Below are 20,017 nucleotides of genomic sequence, written 5' to 3'. Positions count from 1 at the left end.
TTACAGGTCGAGCAGCAGGCGCGCCGGATCTTCCAGCGCGTCCTTCATGGCGACCAGCGAAAGCACCGCTTCGCGGCCGTCGATGATCCGGTGGTCATACGACAGCGCGAGGTAGTTGATCGGGCGGATCACGATCTGGCCGTTCTCGACCACCGGGCGCTCCTTGGTGGCGTGCACGCCGAGGATCGCCGACTGCGGCGGGTTGATGATCGGCGTCGACAGCATCGAGCCGAACACGCCGCCGTTCGAGATCGAGAAGGTACCGCCCGTCATTTCCTCGATCGACAGCTTGCCGTCCTTGGCCTTCTGGCCGAATTCGGCGATCTTCTTCTCGATGTCGGCCAGGCTCAGCTGGTCGGCATTGCGCAGGATCGGCACCACCAGGCCGCGCGGCGAGCCGACCGCGATGCCGATGTCGAAGTAGCCGTGATAGACGATGTCGTTGCCGTCGATCGACGCGTTCACCAGCGGGAACTTCTTCAGCGCGTGGACCGCCGCCTTGACGAAGAAGGACATGAAGCCGAGCTTCACGCCGTGCTCCTTCTCGAACTTGTCCTTGTACTTCGCGCGCAGGTCCATGACCGGCTGCATGTTGACTTCGTTGAAGGTCGTCAGGATCGCGTTGGTCTGCTGCGACTCGAGCAGACGCTCGGCGATACGCGCGCGCAGGCGCGACATCGGCACGCGTTGTTCCGGACGATCGTTCAGCCAGGTGGTGGCCGAAGCCGGCACCTTGACGTCCGGCAGCGCGGCGGCCTTCTTCGGCGCGGCGGCGGCCGGCGCCGAGGCAGCCTTCACCGGCGTGGCGTTGGCGCCCAGCGCGTCGCCCTTGGTGATGCGGCCGTCGCGACCGGTGCCCGAGACCTGGCTCGGATCGACGCCCTTCTCGGCCAGCAGCTTGGCCGCGGCCGGCGAGGCCGTGGTGTTGCTGGAGCCCGAGGCGGCAGCCGCTTGCGCGGCCGGCGCGGCTTCCACCGCGACCGGCGCCGGGGCCGGACGCACTTCGGCTTCGCCCGCGGCGGCGGCCACGGCACCGGCCTTCGCCTCGGTGTCGATGGTGGCGATCACCTGGTCGGCGACGACCGTGTCGCCGTCGTTCTGCAGCACTTGCGACAGCACGCCGGCTGCCGGTGCCGGCACTTCGAGCACGACCTTGTCGGTCTCGAGTTCGATCAGGATTTCATCCTGCGCGACCGCCTCGCCGGGCTTCTTCTTCCACTGCAGCATGGTGGCTTCCGAAACCGATTCGGAAAGCTGGGGGACTTTGACTTCTACGATAGCCATGACTTGATTCCTGGATGCTTGATCTGGGTAATGTCGGGATCCTGCGGCCTGGCTCGTGCTCGCGTTGCCGCGCGCAACGAGACGAACCGGGAACGCGCCTGGCGCGCTCCCGGTTCGTGAGGTCCGCTTATTTTGCGATCGACGCGCTCTTCAGGCGGCCGAATGCCCCTTCGATCAGGGCCTTCTGCTGCTCGTAGTGCTTCGCGTAGTAACCGACCGCCGGCGAGGCGGAAGCCGGGCGGCCGCTGTACGCGAGCTTCTGCCCTTCCTTCATGCCTTCCTTCAGGTGGTGTTCGATGTAGAACCACGGGCCCTGATTCTGCGGCTCGTCCTGCACCCAGACCACTTCGGTCGCGTTGTCGTACTTCTTCAGTTCCGCTTCGAACTGCTTGTGCGCGAACGGATAGAGCTGCTCGATCCGGACGATCGCCACGTCGTTCGCCTTCGCTTCGCGGCGATGCGCGACCAGGTCGTAGTACACGCGGCCCGAGCAGGCCAGCACGCGCTTGACCTTCTTCGCGTCGATCGACTCGTCGGTTTCGCCGAGCACCGGATGGAACGAACCCTTGGCCAGTTCCGACAGGTCCGAGACCGCTTCCTTGTGACGCAGCAGCGACTTCGGCGTGGCCACGATCAGCGGCTTGCGGAACAGGCGGATCATCTGGCGACGCAGCAGGTGGAAGATCTGCGCCGGGGTGGTCGGCTGGACCACCTGCATGTTGTGATCCGCGCACATCTGCAGGAAACGCTCGATACGCGTGGACGAGTGCTCCGGACCCTGGCCTTCGTAGCCGTGCGGCAGCAGCATCGTCAGGCCCGAGACGCGGCCCCACTTCACTTCGCCCGAGGAGATGAACTGGTCGATCACCACCTGCGCGCCGTTCACGAAGTCGCCGAACTGCGCTTCCCACAGCACCAGCGTGTTCGGTTCGGCGGTCGAGTAGCCGTACTCGAAGCCGAGCACCGCTTCTTCCGACAGCACCGAGTCGATCACCGTGAAGTTCGCCTGGCCTTCCGAGATGTTCTGCAGCGGCACGTAGGTGCCGTCGTTCCAGCGCTCGCGGTTCTGGTCATGCAGCACCGAATGACGGTGCGTGAAGGTGCCCCGGCCCGAATCCTGGCCGGTCAGTCGCACGGCGTAGCCCGATGCGACCAGCGAGGCGAACGCGAGGTGCTCGCCCATGCCCCAGTCGAGCGGTTGATCGCCCTGGGCCATCTTGCGGCGGTCGTTGATCACGCGCTCGACCAGCGGGTGGACCTTGAAGTTCTCCGGCACCGTGGTGATGCGCTCGCCGAGACGCTTCAGCTCGGCCAGCGGCACGGCCGTGTCGGCCGCGTCGGTCCACTTGCGGTTCAGGAACGGCACCCAGTCGACCGCGTACTTGCTCTTGTAGTTCGAGAGCACCGGATCGACCGTGTGGTGGCCGTCGTCCATCGCCTTGCGATAGGCCTTGACGAACTCGTCGCCCTGCTCGGCGGTGATCACGCCCTGCTGCACCAGCTTCTCGGCGTACAGCGCGCGAGTGCCCGGGTGCTGCGCGATCTTCTTGTACATCAGCGGCTGCGTGACCGCCGGCGTGTCCTGCTCGTTGTGGCCGAGCTTGCGGAAGCAGACGATGTCGATCACGACATCCTTGTGGAACTGCATGCGATAGTCGATCGCGATCTGCACCGCGAGCACCACCGCTTCCGGATCGTCGCCGTTCACGTGCAGCACCGGCGCCTCGATCATCTTGACCACGTCGGTGCAGTACAGCGTCGAACGCGCGTCGCGCGGGTCCGAGGTGGTGAAGCCGATCTGGTTGTTGATGACGATGTGCAGCGTGCCGTGCGTGCCGTAACCGCGCGTCTGCGCCAGGTTCAGCGTTTCCATCACCACGCCCTGGCCCGCGAAGGCCGCGTCGCCGTGGATCTGCACCGGCAGCACCTGCAGGCCGTCGGCGTCGCCGCGACGGTCCATCCGGGCCTTGGCCGAACCTTCGACCACCGGGTTGACGATTTCCAGGTGCGAGGGGTTGAACGCGAGCGACAGGTGGACCGGGCCGCCTTCGGTGGCGATGTCCGACGAGAAGCCCTTGTGGTACTTCACGTCGCCGGCCGGCAGGTCGTCGACGTGCTTGCCTTCGAATTCGGCGAACAGGTCGGCCGGCATCTTGCCGAGCGTATTGACCAGCACGTTCAGGCGGCCACGGTGGGCCATGCCGATGACGATTTCCTGCACGCCCTTCGAACCCGAATGCTGGACCACTTCGTCCATCGCCGCGATGAAGCTTTCGCCGCCTTCGAGCGAGAAGCGCTTCTGGCCGACGTACTTGGTGTGCAGGTAGCGCTCGAGGCCTTCGGCGGCCGTGAGGCGGTTCAGCACGTGCTTCTTCTTGTCGGCCGTGAAGTTCGGCGTGGCGCGCGTCGACTCGAGACGCTCCTGCCACCAGCGCTTCTGCTCCGGATCGCCGATGTACATGTACTCGGCGCCGATCGTGCCGCAATACGTGTCGCGCAGCGACTTGACGATGTCACGCAGCGAAGCCTGCTCGAAACCGAAATACAGGTTGCTGGCGCTGAACGTCTGGTCGAGGTCGGCCTCGGAGAAGTCGTAGAACGCGGGTTCGAGCTCGGGGATCGCGGGGCGCTCGCGACGCTTCAGGGGATCGAGATTGGCCCATTGCGAGCCGAGGAAGCGATAGGCGCTGATCAGGGTCTGGACGTGCACCTGCTTGCGCGCGGTGGCCAGATTGCCGCCGGCGTTGCCGTTGTCGCGCGGGATGAAGGCGTTGGCCTTGGCGCGCTGGGCAAAGGATTCGACGATCGGAAAGTGGGCGACGTCGTTCGCGTTCGAACCATCCGTAGCCGGCACGTTCTGCAGCGCGTCGAAATACTCGCGCCAGTTATCCGGCACCGATGCCGGGTTGTCCAGGTAGGCTTCGTACAGTTCTTCTACATACGAAGCATTGCCGCCGAACAGATAGGAGTTCAGCTGGAACTGCTTCATTACATCTGACATTTTACGCTCACCTTTCTTCGAGCTTCTCGAGAAATAGCGGGTTACTCAACCTTCCGCGACACGGCCTGACCGTTTAGCGGATTGCGCGAATCAAGTCTTGCTTGGAAGGACCTAAAACTTGCGTGCGCGCAGCATATCACAATACGCACCAACGAAGGTCACAATGTCGCACCCTCGAAGCCCGTCGCAGCGGGCTTTCGCGACAAATGGCCCCGATTTTGACGAGACTCGTAATAGTGTTTTACGAGGCGCGGTCGGCAGGACGCAAAAAAGCCGCCCGAAGGCGGCTTTTCTGGATTCTCGCCGAGGCAGGGCCAGGGCTCGAGGCTTACTCGGCTTCGCGGCTGGCGCGGCGACGCTCGTGCTCCTTCAGGTGGCGCTTGCGCAGGCGGATCGACTGCGGCGTCACCTCGACCAGTTCGTCGTCGTCGATGAATTCGACCGCGTATTCGAGCGACATCTGGATCGGCGGCACCAGGCGCACGGCTTCGTCGGTACCCGAGGCGCGCACGTTGGTCAGCTGCTTGCCCTTGATCGGGTTGACCACCAGATCGTTGTCGCGGCTGTGGATGCCGATGATCATGCCCTCGTAGAGCGCGTCGCCCGGCTTCACGAACATGCGGCCGCGATCCTGCAGCTTCCAGAGTGCGTAGGCCACGGCCGCGCCGTCGTCCTGCGAGATCAGCACGCCGTTGCGGCGCTCGCCGACCGAGCCTTCCTTGACCGGTGCGTAGGAGTCGAAGATGTGGCTCATCAGGCCCGTGCCGCGCGTGAGCGTCAGGAACTCGCTCTGGAAGCCGATCAGGCCCCGCGCGGAGATCTTGTACTCGAGACGCGTGCGGCCACGGCCATCCGAAGCCATGTCGAGCATTTCGCCCTTGCGGCGGCCCAGCTCCTCCATCACGCCGCCCTGGTGCTCGTCCTCGACGTCGATGGTCAGCTGCTCGTACGGCTCCTGCTTGACGCCGTCGACTTCCTGCAGCACCACGCGCGGACGCGACACGGCCAGCTCGTAGCCCTCGCGGCGCATGTTCTCGACCAGGATGGTCAGGTGCAGTTCGCCGCGGCCCGAAACCTCGAACACGGTTTCGTCGCCGGTGTCGCGCACGCGCAGCGCCACGTTGTGGTTCAGTTCCTTCATCAGGCGATCGCGGATCTGGCGGCTCGTCACGAACTTGCCTTCACGACCGGCCAGCGGCGAGGAGTTGACCAGGAAGTTCATGGTCAGCGTCGGCTCGTCGACCGTGATCATCGGCAGCGCTTCCGGCGTGTCGACGGCGCAGATCGTCGCGCCGATGCCGACATCCTCGATACCGTTGATCAGCACGATGTCGCCTGCCTCGGCCGACTCCACCTGGACGCGCTCCAGGCCCTTGAACGACAGCACCTGGTTGATCTTGCGGCTCAGCACCTCGCCTTCCGGGCCGAAGCGCATCACCACCGGCTGGCCCGGCTTGATGCGGCCGCGCGTGATGCGGCCCACGCCGATCCGGCCGACGTAGGTCGAGTAGTCGAGCGAGGTGATCTGCAGTTGCAGCGGCGCTTCCGGGTCGGCCGGGCGCACCGGCACGTGCTGGAGGATCGCCTCGAACAGCGGACGCATGTCGCCGTCGCGAGCCGACGAATCGAGCGAGGCATAACCGTTCAGGCCCGAGGCGTAGACGATCGGGAAGTCCAGTTGCTCCTCGGTCGCGCCGAGCTTGTCGAACAGGTCGAAGGTCTGGTTGATCACCCAGTCGATCCGCGCGCCCGGGCGGTCGATCTTGTTGACCACCACGATCGGCTTGAGGCCCAGCGCCAGTGCCTTCTTGGTCACGAAGCGGGTCTGCGGCATCGGGCCTTCGACGGCATCCACCAGCAGCAGCACCGAGTCGACCATCGACAGCACGCGCTCGACCTCGCCGCCGAAGTCGGCGTGGCCCGGGGTGTCGACGATGTTGATGTGGGTGCCTTCGTACTCGACCGCGCAGTTCTTCGCGAGAATCGTGATCCCGCGCTCTTTTTCGATGTCGTTCGAGTCCATCACCCGCTCGACCATCTGCTGGTTCTCGCGGAAGGTGCCGGACTGGCGCAGCAGTTGGTCGACGAGCGTGGTCTTGCCGTGGTCGACGTGGGCGATGATGGCGATATTGCGAAGGGCGCGGGTCATAGAAACCTGAAATCGAAACCTGATGATCGGACACGCAAAAACGCGCGTGGATGGTCGTGCCTCACGCGCGCTGCTTATTGCATCCTGGAAAGCCTAGGATTATAGCACGCCGGGATGTCGCGAACCGAGCTTTCGCTGCGGTGCACACTGACTGTCGCGCCGGCGCCATTCCGGCCCCTCGATCGGCGCCCTTCCCCGATTCGCCGGCCGCCCGTCTACGTATCGGCCCCGATTGCCCGCGTCGTCATGGCGGTTCATTATTTGCCGCGGCAATCAAGCACGCCTATACTGCTGCCTAGTCAACTATTGCAGAATCAGAGACTATGCCGGATTCCACCTCTTCCTCCGCCCGCGGCCTGTCGCTGTCGGCCTATCCGATCAACGACAGCGTCGGCTACCTGCTGTCGCGCGTGCGCTCGCTGATGACCAATCTCGTCACGCAGCGCACCCAGACCGAGCTCGGCATCACCGGCACCCAGGCCAGCATGCTGTTCATGCTGGCGGTCGGCAAATGCTCGACGGCCGCCGAGCTGGCGCGCGAATACGCGATCGATGCCAGTGCCGTCACACGGCTGCTCGACCGTGTCGAGAAGCGCGGGCTGCTGTCGCGCGTGCGCAGCCACGAGGACCGCCGGGTGGTGCGGCTCGAGTTGACCGACGAAGGACGCGAGCTGGCCGAGCGGATGCCGGAGATCTTCATCAGCGTGCTCGACCAGTTGCTGAACGGCTTCACGCCGGAGGAAGTCGGCTTCCTGAAAAGCATGCTGCGGAGGATTCTCAGCAATTACTGCGGCGACGGCGGCACCGGCAACCCGCCCGCCTCCGCCCAATAAACCGTGCCATAACAATAATTTTCAATGGATCGACATAAGGAAATCCTTGCAATGTCCACCATTCATCCAGGGTCGGGGGCCGCTGTCCGGCCGATGCGCGGCACGCTGGCGGCGGCCATCGCCGCCTTCGCGCTGGCCGGCTGCGCCAACTACATGGGCATCCACAGCGACAAGCGGATCGCGCCCGAATCGCAGTTCGACAGCACGCAGAGCCTGCCCGCCGAAGGCGGTCACTGGCCGGCGCTCGACTGGGCGAGCCAGTTCGGCGATCCGCAACTGCCGAAGCTGATCGACGAGGCGCTCGAGGACAATCCGAGCATCGCCCAGGCCCAGGCGCGCCTGGCCAAGGCCTCGGCCTATATCCAGTCCTCGCGCGCCACCCTGTTCCCGAAGGTCGAGGGCAGCTATTCCTGGACCCGCGAACTCTACTCGGGCAACGGACTGTTCCCGCCCCCCTATGGCGGCAGCTGGTTCAGCGAGAACAACGCACTGCTCAGCGCCTCATGGGAGCTCGACCTCTGGGGCAAGAACCGTGAAAAGCTGAAATCGGCGGTCTCGCAGCAGAAGGCCGCGCAGGCGGAGTTCCAGCAGGCGCGCATCACGCTCGCCACCTCGATCGCGCGCACCTACAACCAGCTCGCCCAGCTCTATGCGCTGCGCGATATCGCCCAGCGCGAGATCGGCAATCGCGAGACGGTCGGCAAGATCACCGAGGGCCGCGTCGGCGCCGGGCTCGATACCAATGTCGAACGGCAGACCGCGCGCGGCAACGTGGCGACCAGCCAGTCCTCGCTGTCCGAACTGGACGGCCAGATCACCACGGTGCGCTACCAGCTCGCCGCCCTGCTCGGCAAGGGGCCCGACCGCGGCCTGCAGATCGCCATGCCGGTGCTCAAGCCGGGCGGCGCCATCGAGCTGCCCGGCAACATCCCCGCCGACCTGGTCTCGCGCCGCCCCGACATCGTCGCGGCGCGCTGGCAGGTCGAGGCACGCATCGCCGACGTGAAGGAAACCAAGGCCGAGTTCTTCCCCGACGTGAATCTCGCGGCGGGCTTCGGTTTCGATGCCTTCGGCTGGGGCCAGTTCCTGAAGTTCGCGAGTCGCCAGGCGCAGTTCGGCCCGGCCGTGCACCTGCCGATCTTCTACGGCGGCGCCCTGCGCGCGCAGTTGCGCGGCAGCTACGCCGACTACGACCTGAGCGTGGCGAACTACAACCAGACGCTGATCGGCGCGCTCAACGACGTGGCCACCCAGGTCGCCACGATCCGCGCCGTCGACAAGCAGATGGGCGATGCGCAGCGCGCGCTCGACGCGTCGACGCGCGCCTACGAACTCGCCGTGATCCGCTACAAGGCCGGCCTCTCGCCGCAACTGCAGGTGCTCAGTGCCGACATCAACCGCCTGAGCGCCGAGCAGACCGTCACCAACCTGGTGATGCGCCGCCGCGACATGCAGATCGGCCTGATCAAGTCGCTGGGCGGCGGCTTCGACGCGACCGGCACGCCGCTCGCGGCCGCCCCGGCGAAACCGGCGGGCGCGGCAGCCCGGGACGCGACGACGGCACATGCGCCGCCACCGGCCGCGACCGCCACGCAGCAACAGGCCGCGAACTGATGCCGGCCGCATCGTCCGCACCTGCCTGACATCACTCGCACCACCGACAAGAATCGACGGAGAACCTCGCCATGAGCGACCCTCAGCAAAACGCCGCCGCCCGGCCAAACAACGCGAAACGCAAACGGATGATGACCCTGCTGACCGTCATCATCCTGATCGCCGCGATCGCCTACGGGCTCTACTACTTCCTGGTCGCGCGCTTCCGGGAGAGCACCGACGACGCCTACGTGAACGGCAACGTGGTGCAGATCACGCCGCAGGTCACCGGCACCGTGATCGCCGTGAACGCCGACGATACGCAGACCGTCACGGCCGGCGCGCCGCTGGTGGTGCTCGACCCGGCCGACGCGCGGGTCGCACTGCAGCAGGCCGAGGCCAACCTGGCGCAGACCGTGCGCCAGGTGCGCGGCCTGTTCGTCAACGACGACCAGTATCGTGCCCAGGTCGCGCTGCGCGAATCGGATCTGTCGAAGGCGCAGGACGACCTGCGCCGGCGTCTCGCGGTGGCACAGACCGGCGCGGTCTCGCAGGAAGAGATCTCGCACGCGCGCGACGCCGTGAAGGCCGCGCAGGCCTCGGTCGATGCCGCCCAGCAGCAGCTCGCCTCGAACCGCGCGCTGACCGCGAACACCACCATCGCCGATCACCCGAACGTGCTCGCCGCCGCCGCCAAGGTCCGCGACGCCTACCTGAACAACGCGCGCAACACGCTGCCCGCGCCGGTCACGGGCTACGTCGCCAAGCGCTCGGTGCAGGTCGGCCAGCGCGTCGCGCCGGGCTCGCCGCTGATGTCGGTGGTGCCGCTCAACGCGGTGTGGGTCGATGCCAACTTCAAGGAAGTCCAGCTCACTCACATGCGGATCGGCCAGCCGGTCGAGCTGACAGCCGACATCTACGGCTCCTCGGTCAAGTACCACGGCAAGGTGGTCGGCTTCTCGGCCGGCACCGGCTCGGCCTTCTCGCTGCTGCCGGCGCAGAACGCCACCGGCAACTGGATCAAGGTGGTGCAGCGCCTGCCGGTGCGCATCGTGATCGATCCGAAGGAGCTCGAGCAGCATCCGCTGCGCATCGGCCTGTCGATGCAGGTCGATGTCGACATCAAGGACGATCACGGCGGCCAGCTCGGCAACGTGCCGAACACGGTCTACCAGACCGACGTGTTCGCCAAGTACGGCGACGAGGCCAATGCCGAGATCGCGCGCATCATCGCGCAGAATGCCGCCGGCGCCACGTCCTCGCGCGGTGCCGCCTCGCCCGCTTCGGCCAGGCCGGCCGCGCGCCCGGCGCCGAACCTGATGTAAGCGCGGAGCGCTCATGGCCCAGCCCCAACCACCCGCTCCCCACCCGCCGCTGCAAGGCGGCCAACTCGTGCTCGGCACGATCGCGGTGTCGCTCGCGGTGTTCATGAACGTGCTCGACACCTCGATCGCGAACGTGGCGATCCCGACCATCTCGGGCGACCTCGGCGTGTCCTCGGACCAGGGCACCTGGGTGATCACCTCGTTCGCGGTGGCCAATGCGATCTCGGTGCCGCTGACCGGCTGGCTGACCGACCGGATCGGCCAGGTGCGCCTGTTCCTGGCCTCGATCATCCTGTTCGTGATCTCGTCCTGGCTCTGCGGCCTGGCACCGAGCCTGCCCTTCCTGCTGGTATCGCGCGTGATCCAGGGCGCGGTGGCCGGCCCGATGATCCCGCTCTCGCAATCGCTGCTGCTGTCGAGCTATCCACGCGCACGCGCACCGATGGCACTCGCGCTGTGGTCGATGACAACGCTGATCGCGCCAGTGGCCGGCCCGATTCTCGGCGGCTGGATCTCGGACAACTACTCCTGGCCCTGGATCTTCTACGTCAACATCCCGGTCGGCATCGCCGCCGCGATCGTCACCTGGATGATCTACCGCAGCCGCGAATCGCAGACGCGCCAGGCGCCGATCGACGGCGTCGGCCTGGCCCTGCTGGTGATCTGGGTGGGCTCGCTGCAGGTCATGCTCGACAAGGGCAAGGACCTCGACTGGTTCGCCTCGACCACCATCGTGGTGCTGGCGCTGACCGCCATCATCGCCTTCGCCTTCTTCGTGATCTGGGAGCTGACGGCCGAGCATCCGGTGGTCGACCTGTCGCTGTTCCGGCAACGCAACTTCACCGGCGGCACGATCTCGCTGGCGATCGGCTACGGGCTCTATTTCGGCAACCTGGTGCTGCTGCCGCTGTGGCTGCAGACCCAGATCGGCTACACGGCGACCGACGCCGGGCTGGTGCTGGCGCCGGTCGGCTTCTTCGCGATCCTGCTCTCGCCCCTGACCGGCAAGTTCCTGCCGCGCACCGATCCGCGCTATATCGCGACGGCCGCGTTCCTGGTGTTCGCGCTGTGCTTCTGGATGCGCTCGCGCTACACCACGGGCGTGGACGAATGGTCGTTGATGGCGCCGACCTTCGTGCAGGGCATCGCGATGGCGGGCTTCTTCATCCCGCTGGTGTCGATCACCTTGTCGGGACTGCCTGGCCACCGGATCCCGGCCGCCTCGGGCCTGTCGAACTTCGTGCGGATCATGTGCGGCGGGATCGGCACCTCGATCTTCCAGACCGCCTGGGACCATCGCAACAACTTCCATCACGCGCAGATCGTCGAGCAGGCCAACGTCTACAACCCGATCTTCAACCAGACCATCACGCAGATGGGCAACCTGGGCTTGAGCGAGCAGCAGGCCAACGGCCTGATCAACCAGATGGCGACCCAGCAGGCCGCGCAGCTCGGCGTCAACGACCTGTTCTACCTGTCGGCCGCGATCTTCGTGGTGCTGATCGGCCTGATCTGGATCACCAAGCCGGAAAAGGCCAACAGCGGCGGCGGCGATTCGAGCGCCGCGGCTTCGGCGGCACACTGAGGCAAGCGGCTCGCCTCGCTGGTCGCGCAGAAAGGAAAATGCCCGGTCAAACCGATTGACCGGGCATTTTCGTAGTCACCAGTGCTTCAGGCCGGCGTCATTGCGGCTCGCCGCTCACTACCAGGCGCTCCGGGGCCAGCACGCCCTCGCTCAGGCGAGCCACGCCGAGCAGGCATTCGGCCTCGTCATACACACGCACGCGATCGCCATCCTGGACGCCCAGCTCGGGCACCGAGGCGAGCCGCAGGCGCTGGCCATGACGGAAACGCTTCGCCTCCTCGGCCGTGAGCTGGACACGCACGAAGGTCGACAACAGCGCGTCGACGGGCTGCAGCCAGCGATCGCGCTCGGCCGCCTCGGCATCGGACAGCGCATCGAGCGTGACGGCATGCTCCAGCGTCAGCGCACCGACGCCGGTGCGGCGCAACGCAACCAGGTGCGCGCCGCAGCCGAGCGCCTCGCCGATATCCTCGGCCAGGGTGCGAACGTAGGTGCCCTTGCTGCAGGTCACGCGAAAACTCACGTCCGGCAAGGCGCAGTCGAGCAGTTCGAGCAGGTGGATGATCACCTGGCGCCCTTCGCGCTCGACGGTCTGGCCGGCGCGCGCATATTCGTAGAGCGGCTTGCCGTCACGCTTGAGCGCCGAATACATCGGCGGCACCTGCACGATCTCGCCGAGAAAACGCGGCAGCACGGCCTCGATCGCCGCGCGATCGGCCCGCACCTCGCGCGTCTCGATCGCCTCGCCCTCGGCGTCGCCCGTGGTGGTGCGAATGCCGAGGCGCATGGTGGCCTCGTAGGTCTTGTCGGCTTCGAGCAGATCCTGGGAGAACTTGGTCGCCTCGCCGAAACAGAGCGGCAGCAGGCCCGAGGCAAGCGGATCGAGCGTGCCGGTGTGGCCGGCCTTCTTGGCGAGGTAGAGGCGTTTCGCGCGGATCAGCGCGTCGTTGCTGGACAGGCCGATCGGCTTGTCCAGCAGCAGCACGCCGTCGAGCAGCCGGCGCGGCACGCGCGGGCGTTGAGGAGCAGTCGTCATGGCGAGATCGGGATCGGCGGGGCGGCTCAGTCGTCCTTGGCGCGCGTCGAATTCGCCTGCTCGATCAGGCGCGACATCTCGACAGCCTTCTCGATCGTCTGGTCGTAATGGAAATGCAGCGTCGGCACGGTATGGATGTGCAGCCGCTTGAACAGCAGGTTGTGCAGGTGGCCCGCGGCGTGGTTCAGCGCGTCCTGGGTCTGCAGCGGGTCGCCGGTGAGCGCCGTGAAATAGACCTTCGCATGCGCGTAGTCGGGCGTCAGCTCGACGCTCTGGATCGTCACGATGCCGATCCGCGGGTCCTTCACCTCGCGCATGATCAACTCGGACAGATCGCGCTGGATCTGGTCGGCAATCTGCACGTTGCGATTGGGAGAGGTACGTTTCTTCGTCATGGTATTTCCGTCATTCCGTTCATCGAACGGGCGACGACACATATCGCCGTCGCCATGAAAATGGGCGGGACAGGCCCACGCCTGCCCCGCCCATCAGCGTTCACGCCGGCCTTACAGCGTCCGAGCGACTTCCGTGACCTCGAACACTTCGAACTGATCGCCTTCGACGATATCGTTGAAGTTCTTGATCGACATACCGCACTCGAAGCCTTGCTTCACTTCCTTCACGTCGTCCTTGAAGCGCTTGAGCGAATCGAGCTCGCCCGTGAAGATGACCACGTTGTTGCGCAGCACGCGCACCGACGAGGAGCGCTTGACCACACCGTCCGTGACCATACAACCCGCCACCAGGCCGACCTTCGGCACCTTGATGACCTGGCGCACCTCGACCATGCCGGTGATGACTTCGCGCTTTTCCGGCGCGAGCATGCCCGACATTGCCGCCTTCACCTCATCCACGGCGTCGTAGATGATGTTGTAGTAGCGGATGTCGATGCCGTTCGACTCGGCCAGCTTGCGAGCCTGGGCATCGGCGCGCGTGTTGAAGCCGATGATGACCGCCTTCGAGGCCGTGGCCAGGTTGACGTCGCTTTCGCTGATGCCACCCACCGCGCTATGCACGATCTGCACGCGCACTTCGTCGGTCGACAGCTTGAGCAGCGACTGCACCAGCGCTTCCTGCGAACCCTGCACGTCGGCCTTGATGATGAGCGGCAGGTTCTGCACTTCGCCTTCGCCCATCTGTTCGAGCATGCTTTCGAGCTTGGCCGCCTGTTGCTTGGCCAGCTTGACGTCGCGGAACTTGCCCTGGCGGAACAGCGCGATTTCGCGCGCCTTGCGCTCGTCCGGCAGCACGATCACTTCCTCGCCGGCGCCCGGCACTTCCGACAGACCCTGGATTTCCACCGGGATCGACGGGCCGGCCGACTTGGTCGGCTTGCCGTTCTCGTCGAGCATCGCCCGCACGCGGCCATAGGCCGTGCCGGCCAGCACCACGTCGCCGCGCGACAGCGTGCCGGATTGCACCAGCACCGTCGCCACCGGGCCCTTGCCCTTGTCGAGCTTCGCTTCGATCACGATGCCCTTGGCCGGCGCCTCGATCGGTGCCTTCAGTTCCAGCACTTCGGCCTGCAGCAGCACGTTCTCGAGCAGGTCGTCGATGCCCGAACCGGTCTTGGCCGACACCGCCACGAACGGCGAATCGCCGCCGTACTCTTCCGGCACCACGCCTTCGGCAACCAGTTCCTGCTTGACGCGATCCGGATTCGCATCCGGCTTGTCGATCTTGTTGATCGCGACCACGATCGGCACCCCACCCGCCTTGGCGTGCGAGATGGCTTCCTTGGTCTGCGGCATCACGCCGTCATCGGCGGCCACCACCAGCACCACGATGTCGGTCGCCTTCGCGCCGCGTGCACGCATGGCCGTGAAGGCCTCGTGACCCGGCGTATCGAGGAAAGTGACGACGCCGCGCGGCGTCTCGACGTGGTAAGCGCCGATATGCTGCGTAATGCCGCCCGCTTCGCCCGCCGCCACCTTGGCGCGACGGATGTAGTCCAGCAGCGAGGTCTTGCCGTGGTCGACGTGACCCATCACCGTGACGACCGGCGGACGCGGCAGTTGCTCCGCATCGACGCCGACCTCGCCCTCGACCAGCAGCGCTTCCGGATCGTCGAGCTTGGCGGCCACGGCGCGATGACCCAGTTCCTCGACGATGATCATCGCCGTTTCCTGGTCCAGCACCTGGTTGATGGTGACCATCTGGCCGAGCTTCATCATGATCTTGATGACTTCGGACGCCTTCACCGACATCTTGTGCGCGAGATCGGCGACGGAAATCGTCTCCGGCACGTGCACTTCGCGCACGATCGGCTCGCTCGGCGCCTGGAACGACGAGGCGCTGTCCTGGTGACGGCCGCGACCCTTCGGGCCGCCGCGCCAGCCGCGGTCGACGCCGCCGCTGGAATCGCCGCGCGTCTTGATGCCACGACGCTTCGATGCGTCGTCCTGCCAACCGCCCTTGCCGGCCGGTTTCTTGTTGCGATCGGCCGCGCCCGGTGCGCTGGTATTGGCATTGGCGTTCGCCGGCGCCGCGGTGGCGGGCTTCTTCGCCGCTGCCGCATTGGCCGGACGCGCGCCCGCTTCGCCCGCCGGCTTGGCCGGCTTGTGCAGCGTGCCCTTGGCCTCGGCCGCCTTGGGCGGCTCGGCCGGCTTCGGCGGCTCGACGGCCTTGACCTGCGCACGGCGCGGGGTCGCCATCATTTCGCGAATCGCGCGCGCCTCGGCCTCGGCCTTCTCGCGACGCTTGCGGATTTCCTCCTGCTCGGCACGCGCCTTGTCGGCGGCCTCGCGGGCAGCGTCCTCAGCCTTCTTGGCCGCTTCGCGCTGGGCGGCACGTTCGGCCGCCGCACGCTCTTCGTCCTGGGTCGACTGCTGCGCGTTCTGCGTTTCCTGCGCACGCGCGGCTTCCTGCTCGGCCGCAGCCTGCTGCGCGGCAGCCTGCTGCTGTGCCTGGGCTTGCGCCTGGGCCGCAGCCGCGCGCTTGCTGGCCGCCTCTTCCTCGGCGCGACGACGCTCGGCCTCGGCCGCTTCCTCACGAGCCCGACGATCGGCTTCCTCGCGTTCGAGGCGCTCCTGGCGCTCGCGCAGCTCCTGCGCCTGCTTCTCGAGCAGCTCGGCCTCGTGGCGCGCTTCTTCCTCGCGACGCTTCAGATCGGCCTCGGCCGCCGCATCGTCCGCCTGGTCCTGGCCCACATCGGCGCCGTTCTCCGCGACATCGTCGCGTTTCACGAACGTCCGCTTCTTGCGCACCTCGACCTGAATGGTGCGAGCCTTACCCGTTGCATCGGATTGCTTGATTTCCGACGTGTGCCGGCGGGTCAGCGTGATCTTGCGCTTGTCGGCGTCGGACGAGCCGTGCGATTTACGCAAATGATCGAGCAGACGCGCCTTGTCGGTTTCCGACAGCGCATCGTCTTCACTCGCTTTCTGGACGCCCGCTGCCTGCAGCTGTTCGAGCAGCACACCAGCAGGCATTTTCAGTTCCGCGGCAAATTGGGCTACGTTGTTACTCGCCATTCATTCCTCTTAGTGCAAGGACCGATTCCTTGCGGTTAGCATCGGGTCATGCGGCCTTCCGGCCGCCAAATATCAGTGCGCCATGGTCATTTCTCACTGGAACCAGTGTTCACGTGCTTTCATGATCAGCGCTTTCGCGGCTTCCTCTTCCACTCCGGTCATCTCGACCAGTTCGTCGACAGCCAGCTCGGCGAGATCGTCGCGCGTCGCCACGCTATGTTCCGCCAGCTTCGCGAGCAACTCCGGCGTGATGCCGTCGAGGCTCTTCAGGTCGAGCGCAGCATTTTCCACCTTTTCCTCGTTGGCGATCGCCATCGTCAACAGGGCATCGCGCGCGCGGTTGCGCAGCTCGTGCACGGTCTCCTCGTCGAACGCCTCGATCTCGAGCATTTCGTTCAGCGGGACGTAGGCGATTTCTTCGAGGCTGGTGAAACCTTCGTCGATCAGGATGTCAGCCACTTCCTCGTCGACATCGAGGCGCGCCATGAACAGGCTGCGCAGACGGTCACGCTCTTCACCTTGCTTCAGGGCGGATTCGTCCGGCGTCATGATGTTGATCTGCCAGCCGGTCAGTTCGCTGGCAAGGCGCACGTTCTGGCCGCTCCGGCCGATCGCGACAGCCAGTTCGCTTTCGTCGACGACGACGTCCATCGAGTGCTTTTCTTCATCGACGACAATCGATTGCACGGCTGCCGGCGCGAGCGCGCCGATCACGAACTGGGCGGGATCGTCGGACCATAGCACGATGTCGATGTTTTCGCCACCGAGCTCGTTGCGCACGGCCTGCACGCGCGAACCGCGGATGCCGACGCAGGTGCCGATCGGATCGATCCGCTTGTCGTAGGCGACCACGCCGATCTTCGCACGAACGCCGGGATCGCGTGCTGCCGCCTTGATCTCGAGCAGGCCCTGTTCGATTTCCGGCACTTCCATCTCGAACAGCTTCATCAGGAATTCAGGCGCCGTGCGCGACAGCTCGATCTGCGGACCGCGCGCGGTGCGATCGACCTTGGCGATATAGGCGCGCACGCGGTCGCCCACGCGCAGGTTTTCCTTCGGAATCAGCTGGTCACGGCGCAGCAGCGCCTCGACACGGCCCGACTCGACGATGAAGTTGCCCTTGTCGAGACGCTTGACCGTGCCGGTCATGATCTTCTCGCCGCGCTCGAGGTAGTCGTTCAGGATCTGCTCGCGCTCCGCGTCGCGAACCTTCTGCAGAATCACCTGCTTGGCGGCCTGCGCGCCGATCCGGCCGAACTCGATCGACGGCACCGATTCCTCGATGTAGTCGCCGACCTCGATCTCGGCCTTCTGCTCGCGCGCCTCGAACAACAGGATCTCGCGATCCGGCTCCTGGAGGCCGGCTTCGTCCGGCACCACCAGCCAGCGCCGGAAAGTTTCGTGCTCGCCGCTTTCACGATCGATATGGACACGGATTTCGGCGCCTTCGTCGAACAGCTTCTTGGAGGCCGAGGCGAGCGCGGCTTCGAGCGCGCCCAGCACGATATCCTTGTCGACGTTTTTCTCGCGTGCCAGCGCATCCACCAGCATCAACACTTCGCGACTCATTGTTTGCGGCTCCTAAAGTCAACTTGCGGAATCAGGCGGGCTTTGTCGATGTCGGCCAGCGTGAAATCCAGCATGGCCGCCTCGCCCTTCTTCCTCTCGAATTCCAAACCGATCGTTTCGCCGTTCGGCGCATGCAGAATGCCGCGGTAGGTCTTGCGGCCTTCCAGCGGCTTTTTCAGGGTGACGGAGATTTCGTTTCCGGCGAACCGTTCAAAGTCGGCCAGCTTCTTCAGCGGACGGTCCAGGCCGGGCGACGAAACCTCGAGCCGTTCGTAATCGATGTTTTCGACCGTCAATACGTGCTGGAGCTGACGCGTGACCTTTTCGCAATCGTCGATCGAGATGCCCGCCGGCTGATCGATGTAGACGCAGAGCATGCCGCGCCCGGTGCGCTCGAGATCGACCAGCTCGTAACCGAGCCCGGTGACCGTGGTTTCTATCAGTTCCGTCAGTTGCACAGTGTCCTCTCAGGTGTTCGCGCCCGCCGTTCGCGATTCACCCGCAGACGCGCGCCTTGCCGGCGCAGGAAGCGCTACCCGAGATGCCCAACCGTTTCAGCAAAAAAAAATGGGCGAAACGCCCATCTTCTTACTCTGGTGGTCGCACCTAGGCCGCACATTAAACCCGTACGCCCAGCGACTTTGCGATTATAGCGTTTTTTAACCCAAACGCAAAGCATCGCCCATGAAACCGGCCTGAAAGGCCGGTTTCCCCATCGTTTTCCGATTGATCGGTGCAGCGACCGAGGTTCAGCGGCCGCGAGCGCGGTTGCGCTGCTGCTGCGGGCGCTGGCCGCCGCGCGCGTTGCCGCCGGCATTGCCGCCGCCGTCCGCGCGATTGCCGTTGGCACCGCGCGGGCCCTGGCTCTTGCGGCGGCCGCGCTTGTGGCCGTTGTTCGCGACATACGACAGGCGATTGCCGTCGACATCGCCGCCGCCGCGACGGTTGGCGTTGGCGTTGCCGCCAAAGCCGCCGCCCGCCGCGCCGCCGCCACCACCGCCAAAGCCGGCACCGAAACCGCCGCCCTGGGCGCCGCGACGGCCGCCGCGACGCGGCTGGTCGAGCTGGCCGTGGGTGGTCAGCACCGGTTCGCGATTGAGGAAGCCCATCGAGGTCTGCATCGGATCGGGCTGGCGGCGCTCGGCCTGGCCGGCCCCGCCGCGCTTGCCCTTCTCGTCGGCGGCGACCTTCAGGCCGACGGTCGCCATCAGCTTGCGGACCTGCGCCTCGTCGAGTTCTTCCCAGCGGCCGCGCTTCAGGCCGCGCGGCAGCGGGATCGAGCCGTGACGCGTGCGGATCAGCCGGCTCACCATCAGGCCGACCGCCTCGAACATGCGACGCACCTCGCGGTTGCGGCCTTCGGCCAGCGCCACGTGGTACCAGTGATTGGTGCCTTCGCCGCCGCCGTCGCGAATCCGCAGGAAGTTCGCCGGGCCGTCCTCGAGTTCGACGCCGTGCAGCAGCTTCTGGCGCGAGGCCTCGTTGAGCTCGCCGACCACGCGCACCGCGTATTCGCGCTCCACGCTATAGCGCGGGTGCATGAAGCGGTTCGCCAGGTCGCCCGAGGTGGTCAGCATCAGCAGACCTTCGGTATTGAAGTCGAGCCGGCCGACCGCGAGCCATTTCGCCGTCTTCATCGGCGGCAGGCGATCGAAAACCGAGGCGCGGCCTTCCGGATCGGCATGACTGACGATTTCGCCGGTCGGCTTGTGATACAGCAGCACGCGCGGCGGCTTGTTCGCCAGCTTGCGCTTGACCGGCTTGCCGTTGATCCGGACCTGGTCGGTCGGCAGGATGCGCTGGCCGATGTGAGCCGGCTCGCCGTTCACCGACACGCGGCCGGCGACGATCAGCTCCTCCATCTCGCGACGCGAGCCCATGCCGGCTTCGGCGAGCACCTTGTGCAGCTTCGGCGCGTCGTCTTCCGGCGCGAGCACGCGCTTGGGCGCCTGACGGCCACGGCGCAGCATCGGGGCGCGCACGCCATTGCCGCCGCTGGAGTTGTCAGCATCGAAGGCCGGCGAGGTCACATAGGAGAAGATGTCGTCCTGCCCGGCGCTGCCGCCGCCGGCGGGAGCCTCCGCGGCCGACGCGACGGGAGCAGCGGCTGCCGCGCCGCGCTTGCCCTGCCGCGGTTGCGCTGCCGCGCCTTCGCGCTTGGCGGCCGTC

The 20,017-nt window shown here is 66.0% G+C and carries 13 protein-coding genes; 4 read left to right on the top strand and 9 right to left on the bottom strand.

Annotated features, from left to right (window positions below; translation table 11 throughout):
* The 3 genes from odhB to typA form a co-directional block, all read right to left on the bottom strand.
* Nucleotides 1–1,284, bottom strand: coding sequence for a 2-oxoglutarate dehydrogenase complex dihydrolipoyllysine-residue succinyltransferase (gene odhB, locus F3J18_RS23360; RefSeq protein WP_013697787.1), 1,284 nt, complete (start codon nt 1,282–1,284; stop codon nt 1–3).
* Nucleotides 1,285–1,411: 127 nt separating this feature from the next.
* Complete coding sequence (locus F3J18_RS23355) at nt 1,412–4,285, bottom strand: 2-oxoglutarate dehydrogenase E1 component (RefSeq protein WP_166914498.1); 2,874 nt, start codon at nt 4,283–4,285, stop codon at nt 1,412–1,414.
* A gap of 328 nt (nt 4,286–4,613) precedes the next feature.
* Complete coding sequence (gene typA / locus F3J18_RS23350; protein WP_025101217.1) at nt 4,614–6,434, bottom strand: translational GTPase TypA; 1,821 nt, start codon at nt 6,432–6,434, stop codon at nt 4,614–4,616.
* A 323-nt stretch (nt 6,435–6,757) separates the two neighbouring features.
* Between typA and F3J18_RS23345 the strand changes: the two genes are divergently transcribed.
* From F3J18_RS23345 to F3J18_RS23330, 4 genes are all read left to right on the top strand, one after another.
* The gene (locus F3J18_RS23345; RefSeq protein ID WP_025101218.1) at nt 6,758–7,267 is read left to right on the top strand and encodes a MarR family transcriptional regulator; all 510 of its coding nucleotides are present in this window, start codon (nt 6,758–6,760) and stop codon (nt 7,265–7,267) included.
* Between the two features lie 51 nt (nt 7,268–7,318).
* Nucleotides 7,319–8,881: an efflux transporter outer membrane subunit gene (locus tag F3J18_RS23340; RefSeq protein ID WP_166914496.1), complete on the top strand. Its 1,563-nt coding sequence runs from the start codon at nt 7,319–7,321 to the stop codon at nt 8,879–8,881.
* A gap of 71 nt (nt 8,882–8,952) precedes the next feature.
* Nucleotides 8,953–10,185 (top strand): HlyD family secretion protein, encoded by a 1,233-nt coding sequence (locus F3J18_RS23335; protein ID WP_166914494.1) that lies wholly within the window; start codon nt 8,953–8,955, stop codon nt 10,183–10,185.
* A gap of 13 nt (nt 10,186–10,198) precedes the next feature.
* Nucleotides 10,199–11,770: a DHA2 family efflux MFS transporter permease subunit gene (locus F3J18_RS23330; RefSeq protein ID WP_103691223.1), complete on the top strand. Its 1,572-nt coding sequence runs from the start codon at nt 10,199–10,201 to the stop codon at nt 11,768–11,770.
* 97 nt (nt 11,771–11,867) lie between these two features.
* Here the strand turns inward: F3J18_RS23330 and truB are convergent, their stop codons facing one another.
* The 6 genes from truB to rluB form a co-directional block, all read right to left on the bottom strand.
* Entirely contained in the window at nt 11,868–12,806 is a 939-nt protein-coding gene (gene truB, locus F3J18_RS23325) for a tRNA pseudouridine(55) synthase TruB (RefSeq protein WP_166914492.1), read from the bottom strand.
* 26 nt (nt 12,807–12,832) lie between these two features.
* Nucleotides 12,833–13,201 (bottom strand): 30S ribosome-binding factor RbfA, encoded by a 369-nt coding sequence (gene rbfA, locus F3J18_RS23320; protein ID WP_013697779.1) that lies wholly within the window; start codon nt 13,199–13,201, stop codon nt 12,833–12,835.
* 111 nt (nt 13,202–13,312) lie between these two features.
* On the bottom strand, nt 13,313–16,279 hold the full coding sequence (infB, locus tag F3J18_RS23315; protein WP_025098683.1) for a translation initiation factor IF-2: 2,967 nt from the start codon (nt 16,277–16,279) through the stop codon (nt 13,313–13,315).
* A gap of 93 nt (nt 16,280–16,372) precedes the next feature.
* On the bottom strand, nt 16,373–17,848 hold the full coding sequence (nusA, locus tag F3J18_RS23310) for a transcription termination factor NusA (protein ID WP_025098684.1): 1,476 nt from the start codon (nt 17,846–17,848) through the stop codon (nt 16,373–16,375).
* Nucleotides 17,845–18,306: a ribosome maturation factor RimP gene (gene rimP, locus F3J18_RS23305; protein WP_013697776.1), complete on the bottom strand. Its 462-nt coding sequence runs from the start codon at nt 18,304–18,306 to the stop codon at nt 17,845–17,847. Before rimP ends, nusA begins: the two co-directional genes overlap by 4 nt.
* A 291-nt stretch (nt 18,307–18,597) precedes the next feature.
* The coding region (gene rluB, locus F3J18_RS23300; RefSeq protein ID WP_166914490.1) for a 23S rRNA pseudouridine(2605) synthase RluB at nt 18,598–20,017 on the bottom strand (1,420 nt) is incomplete at its 5' end.

The sequence above is a fragment of the Burkholderia sp. Ax-1720 genome (assembly GCF_011753035.1).
In the GTDB taxonomy this organism is placed as follows: domain Bacteria; phylum Pseudomonadota; class Gammaproteobacteria; order Burkholderiales; family Burkholderiaceae; genus Burkholderia; species Burkholderia gladioli.
The sequence above is the reverse complement of the archived record's forward strand: the minus strand, read 5'-3'. Positions and strand labels throughout refer to the sequence as shown.

Bases quoted from the DNA above. Each gene is read 5' to 3' on its own strand.
- odhB (WP_013697787.1), bottom strand. From the start codon at position 1,284: ATGGCTATCGTAGAAGTCAAAGTCCCCCAGCTTTCCGAATCGGTTTCG.
- F3J18_RS23355 (WP_166914498.1), bottom strand. From the start codon at position 4,285: ATGTCAGATGTAATGAAGCAGTTCCAGCTGAACTCCTATCTGTTCGGC.
- typA (WP_025101217.1), bottom strand. From the start codon at position 6,434: ATGACCCGCGCCCTTCGCAATATCGCCATCATCGCCCACGTCGACCAC.
- F3J18_RS23345 (WP_025101218.1), top strand. From the start codon at position 6,758: ATGCCGGATTCCACCTCTTCCTCCGCCCGCGGCCTGTCGCTGTCGGCC.
- F3J18_RS23340 (WP_166914496.1), top strand. From the start codon at position 7,319: ATGTCCACCATTCATCCAGGGTCGGGGGCCGCTGTCCGGCCGATGCGC.
- F3J18_RS23335 (WP_166914494.1), top strand. From the start codon at position 8,953: ATGAGCGACCCTCAGCAAAACGCCGCCGCCCGGCCAAACAACGCGAAA.
- F3J18_RS23330 (WP_103691223.1), top strand. From the start codon at position 10,199: ATGGCCCAGCCCCAACCACCCGCTCCCCACCCGCCGCTGCAAGGCGGC.
- truB (WP_166914492.1), bottom strand. From the start codon at position 12,806: ATGACGACTGCTCCTCAACGCCCGCGCGTGCCGCGCCGGCTGCTCGAC.
- rbfA (WP_013697779.1), bottom strand. From the start codon at position 13,201: ATGACGAAGAAACGTACCTCTCCCAATCGCAACGTGCAGATTGCCGAC.
- infB (WP_025098683.1), bottom strand. From the start codon at position 16,279: ATGGCGAGTAACAACGTAGCCCAATTTGCCGCGGAACTGAAAATGCCT.
- nusA (WP_025098684.1), bottom strand. From the start codon at position 17,848: ATGAGTCGCGAAGTGTTGATGCTGGTGGATGCGCTGGCACGCGAGAAA.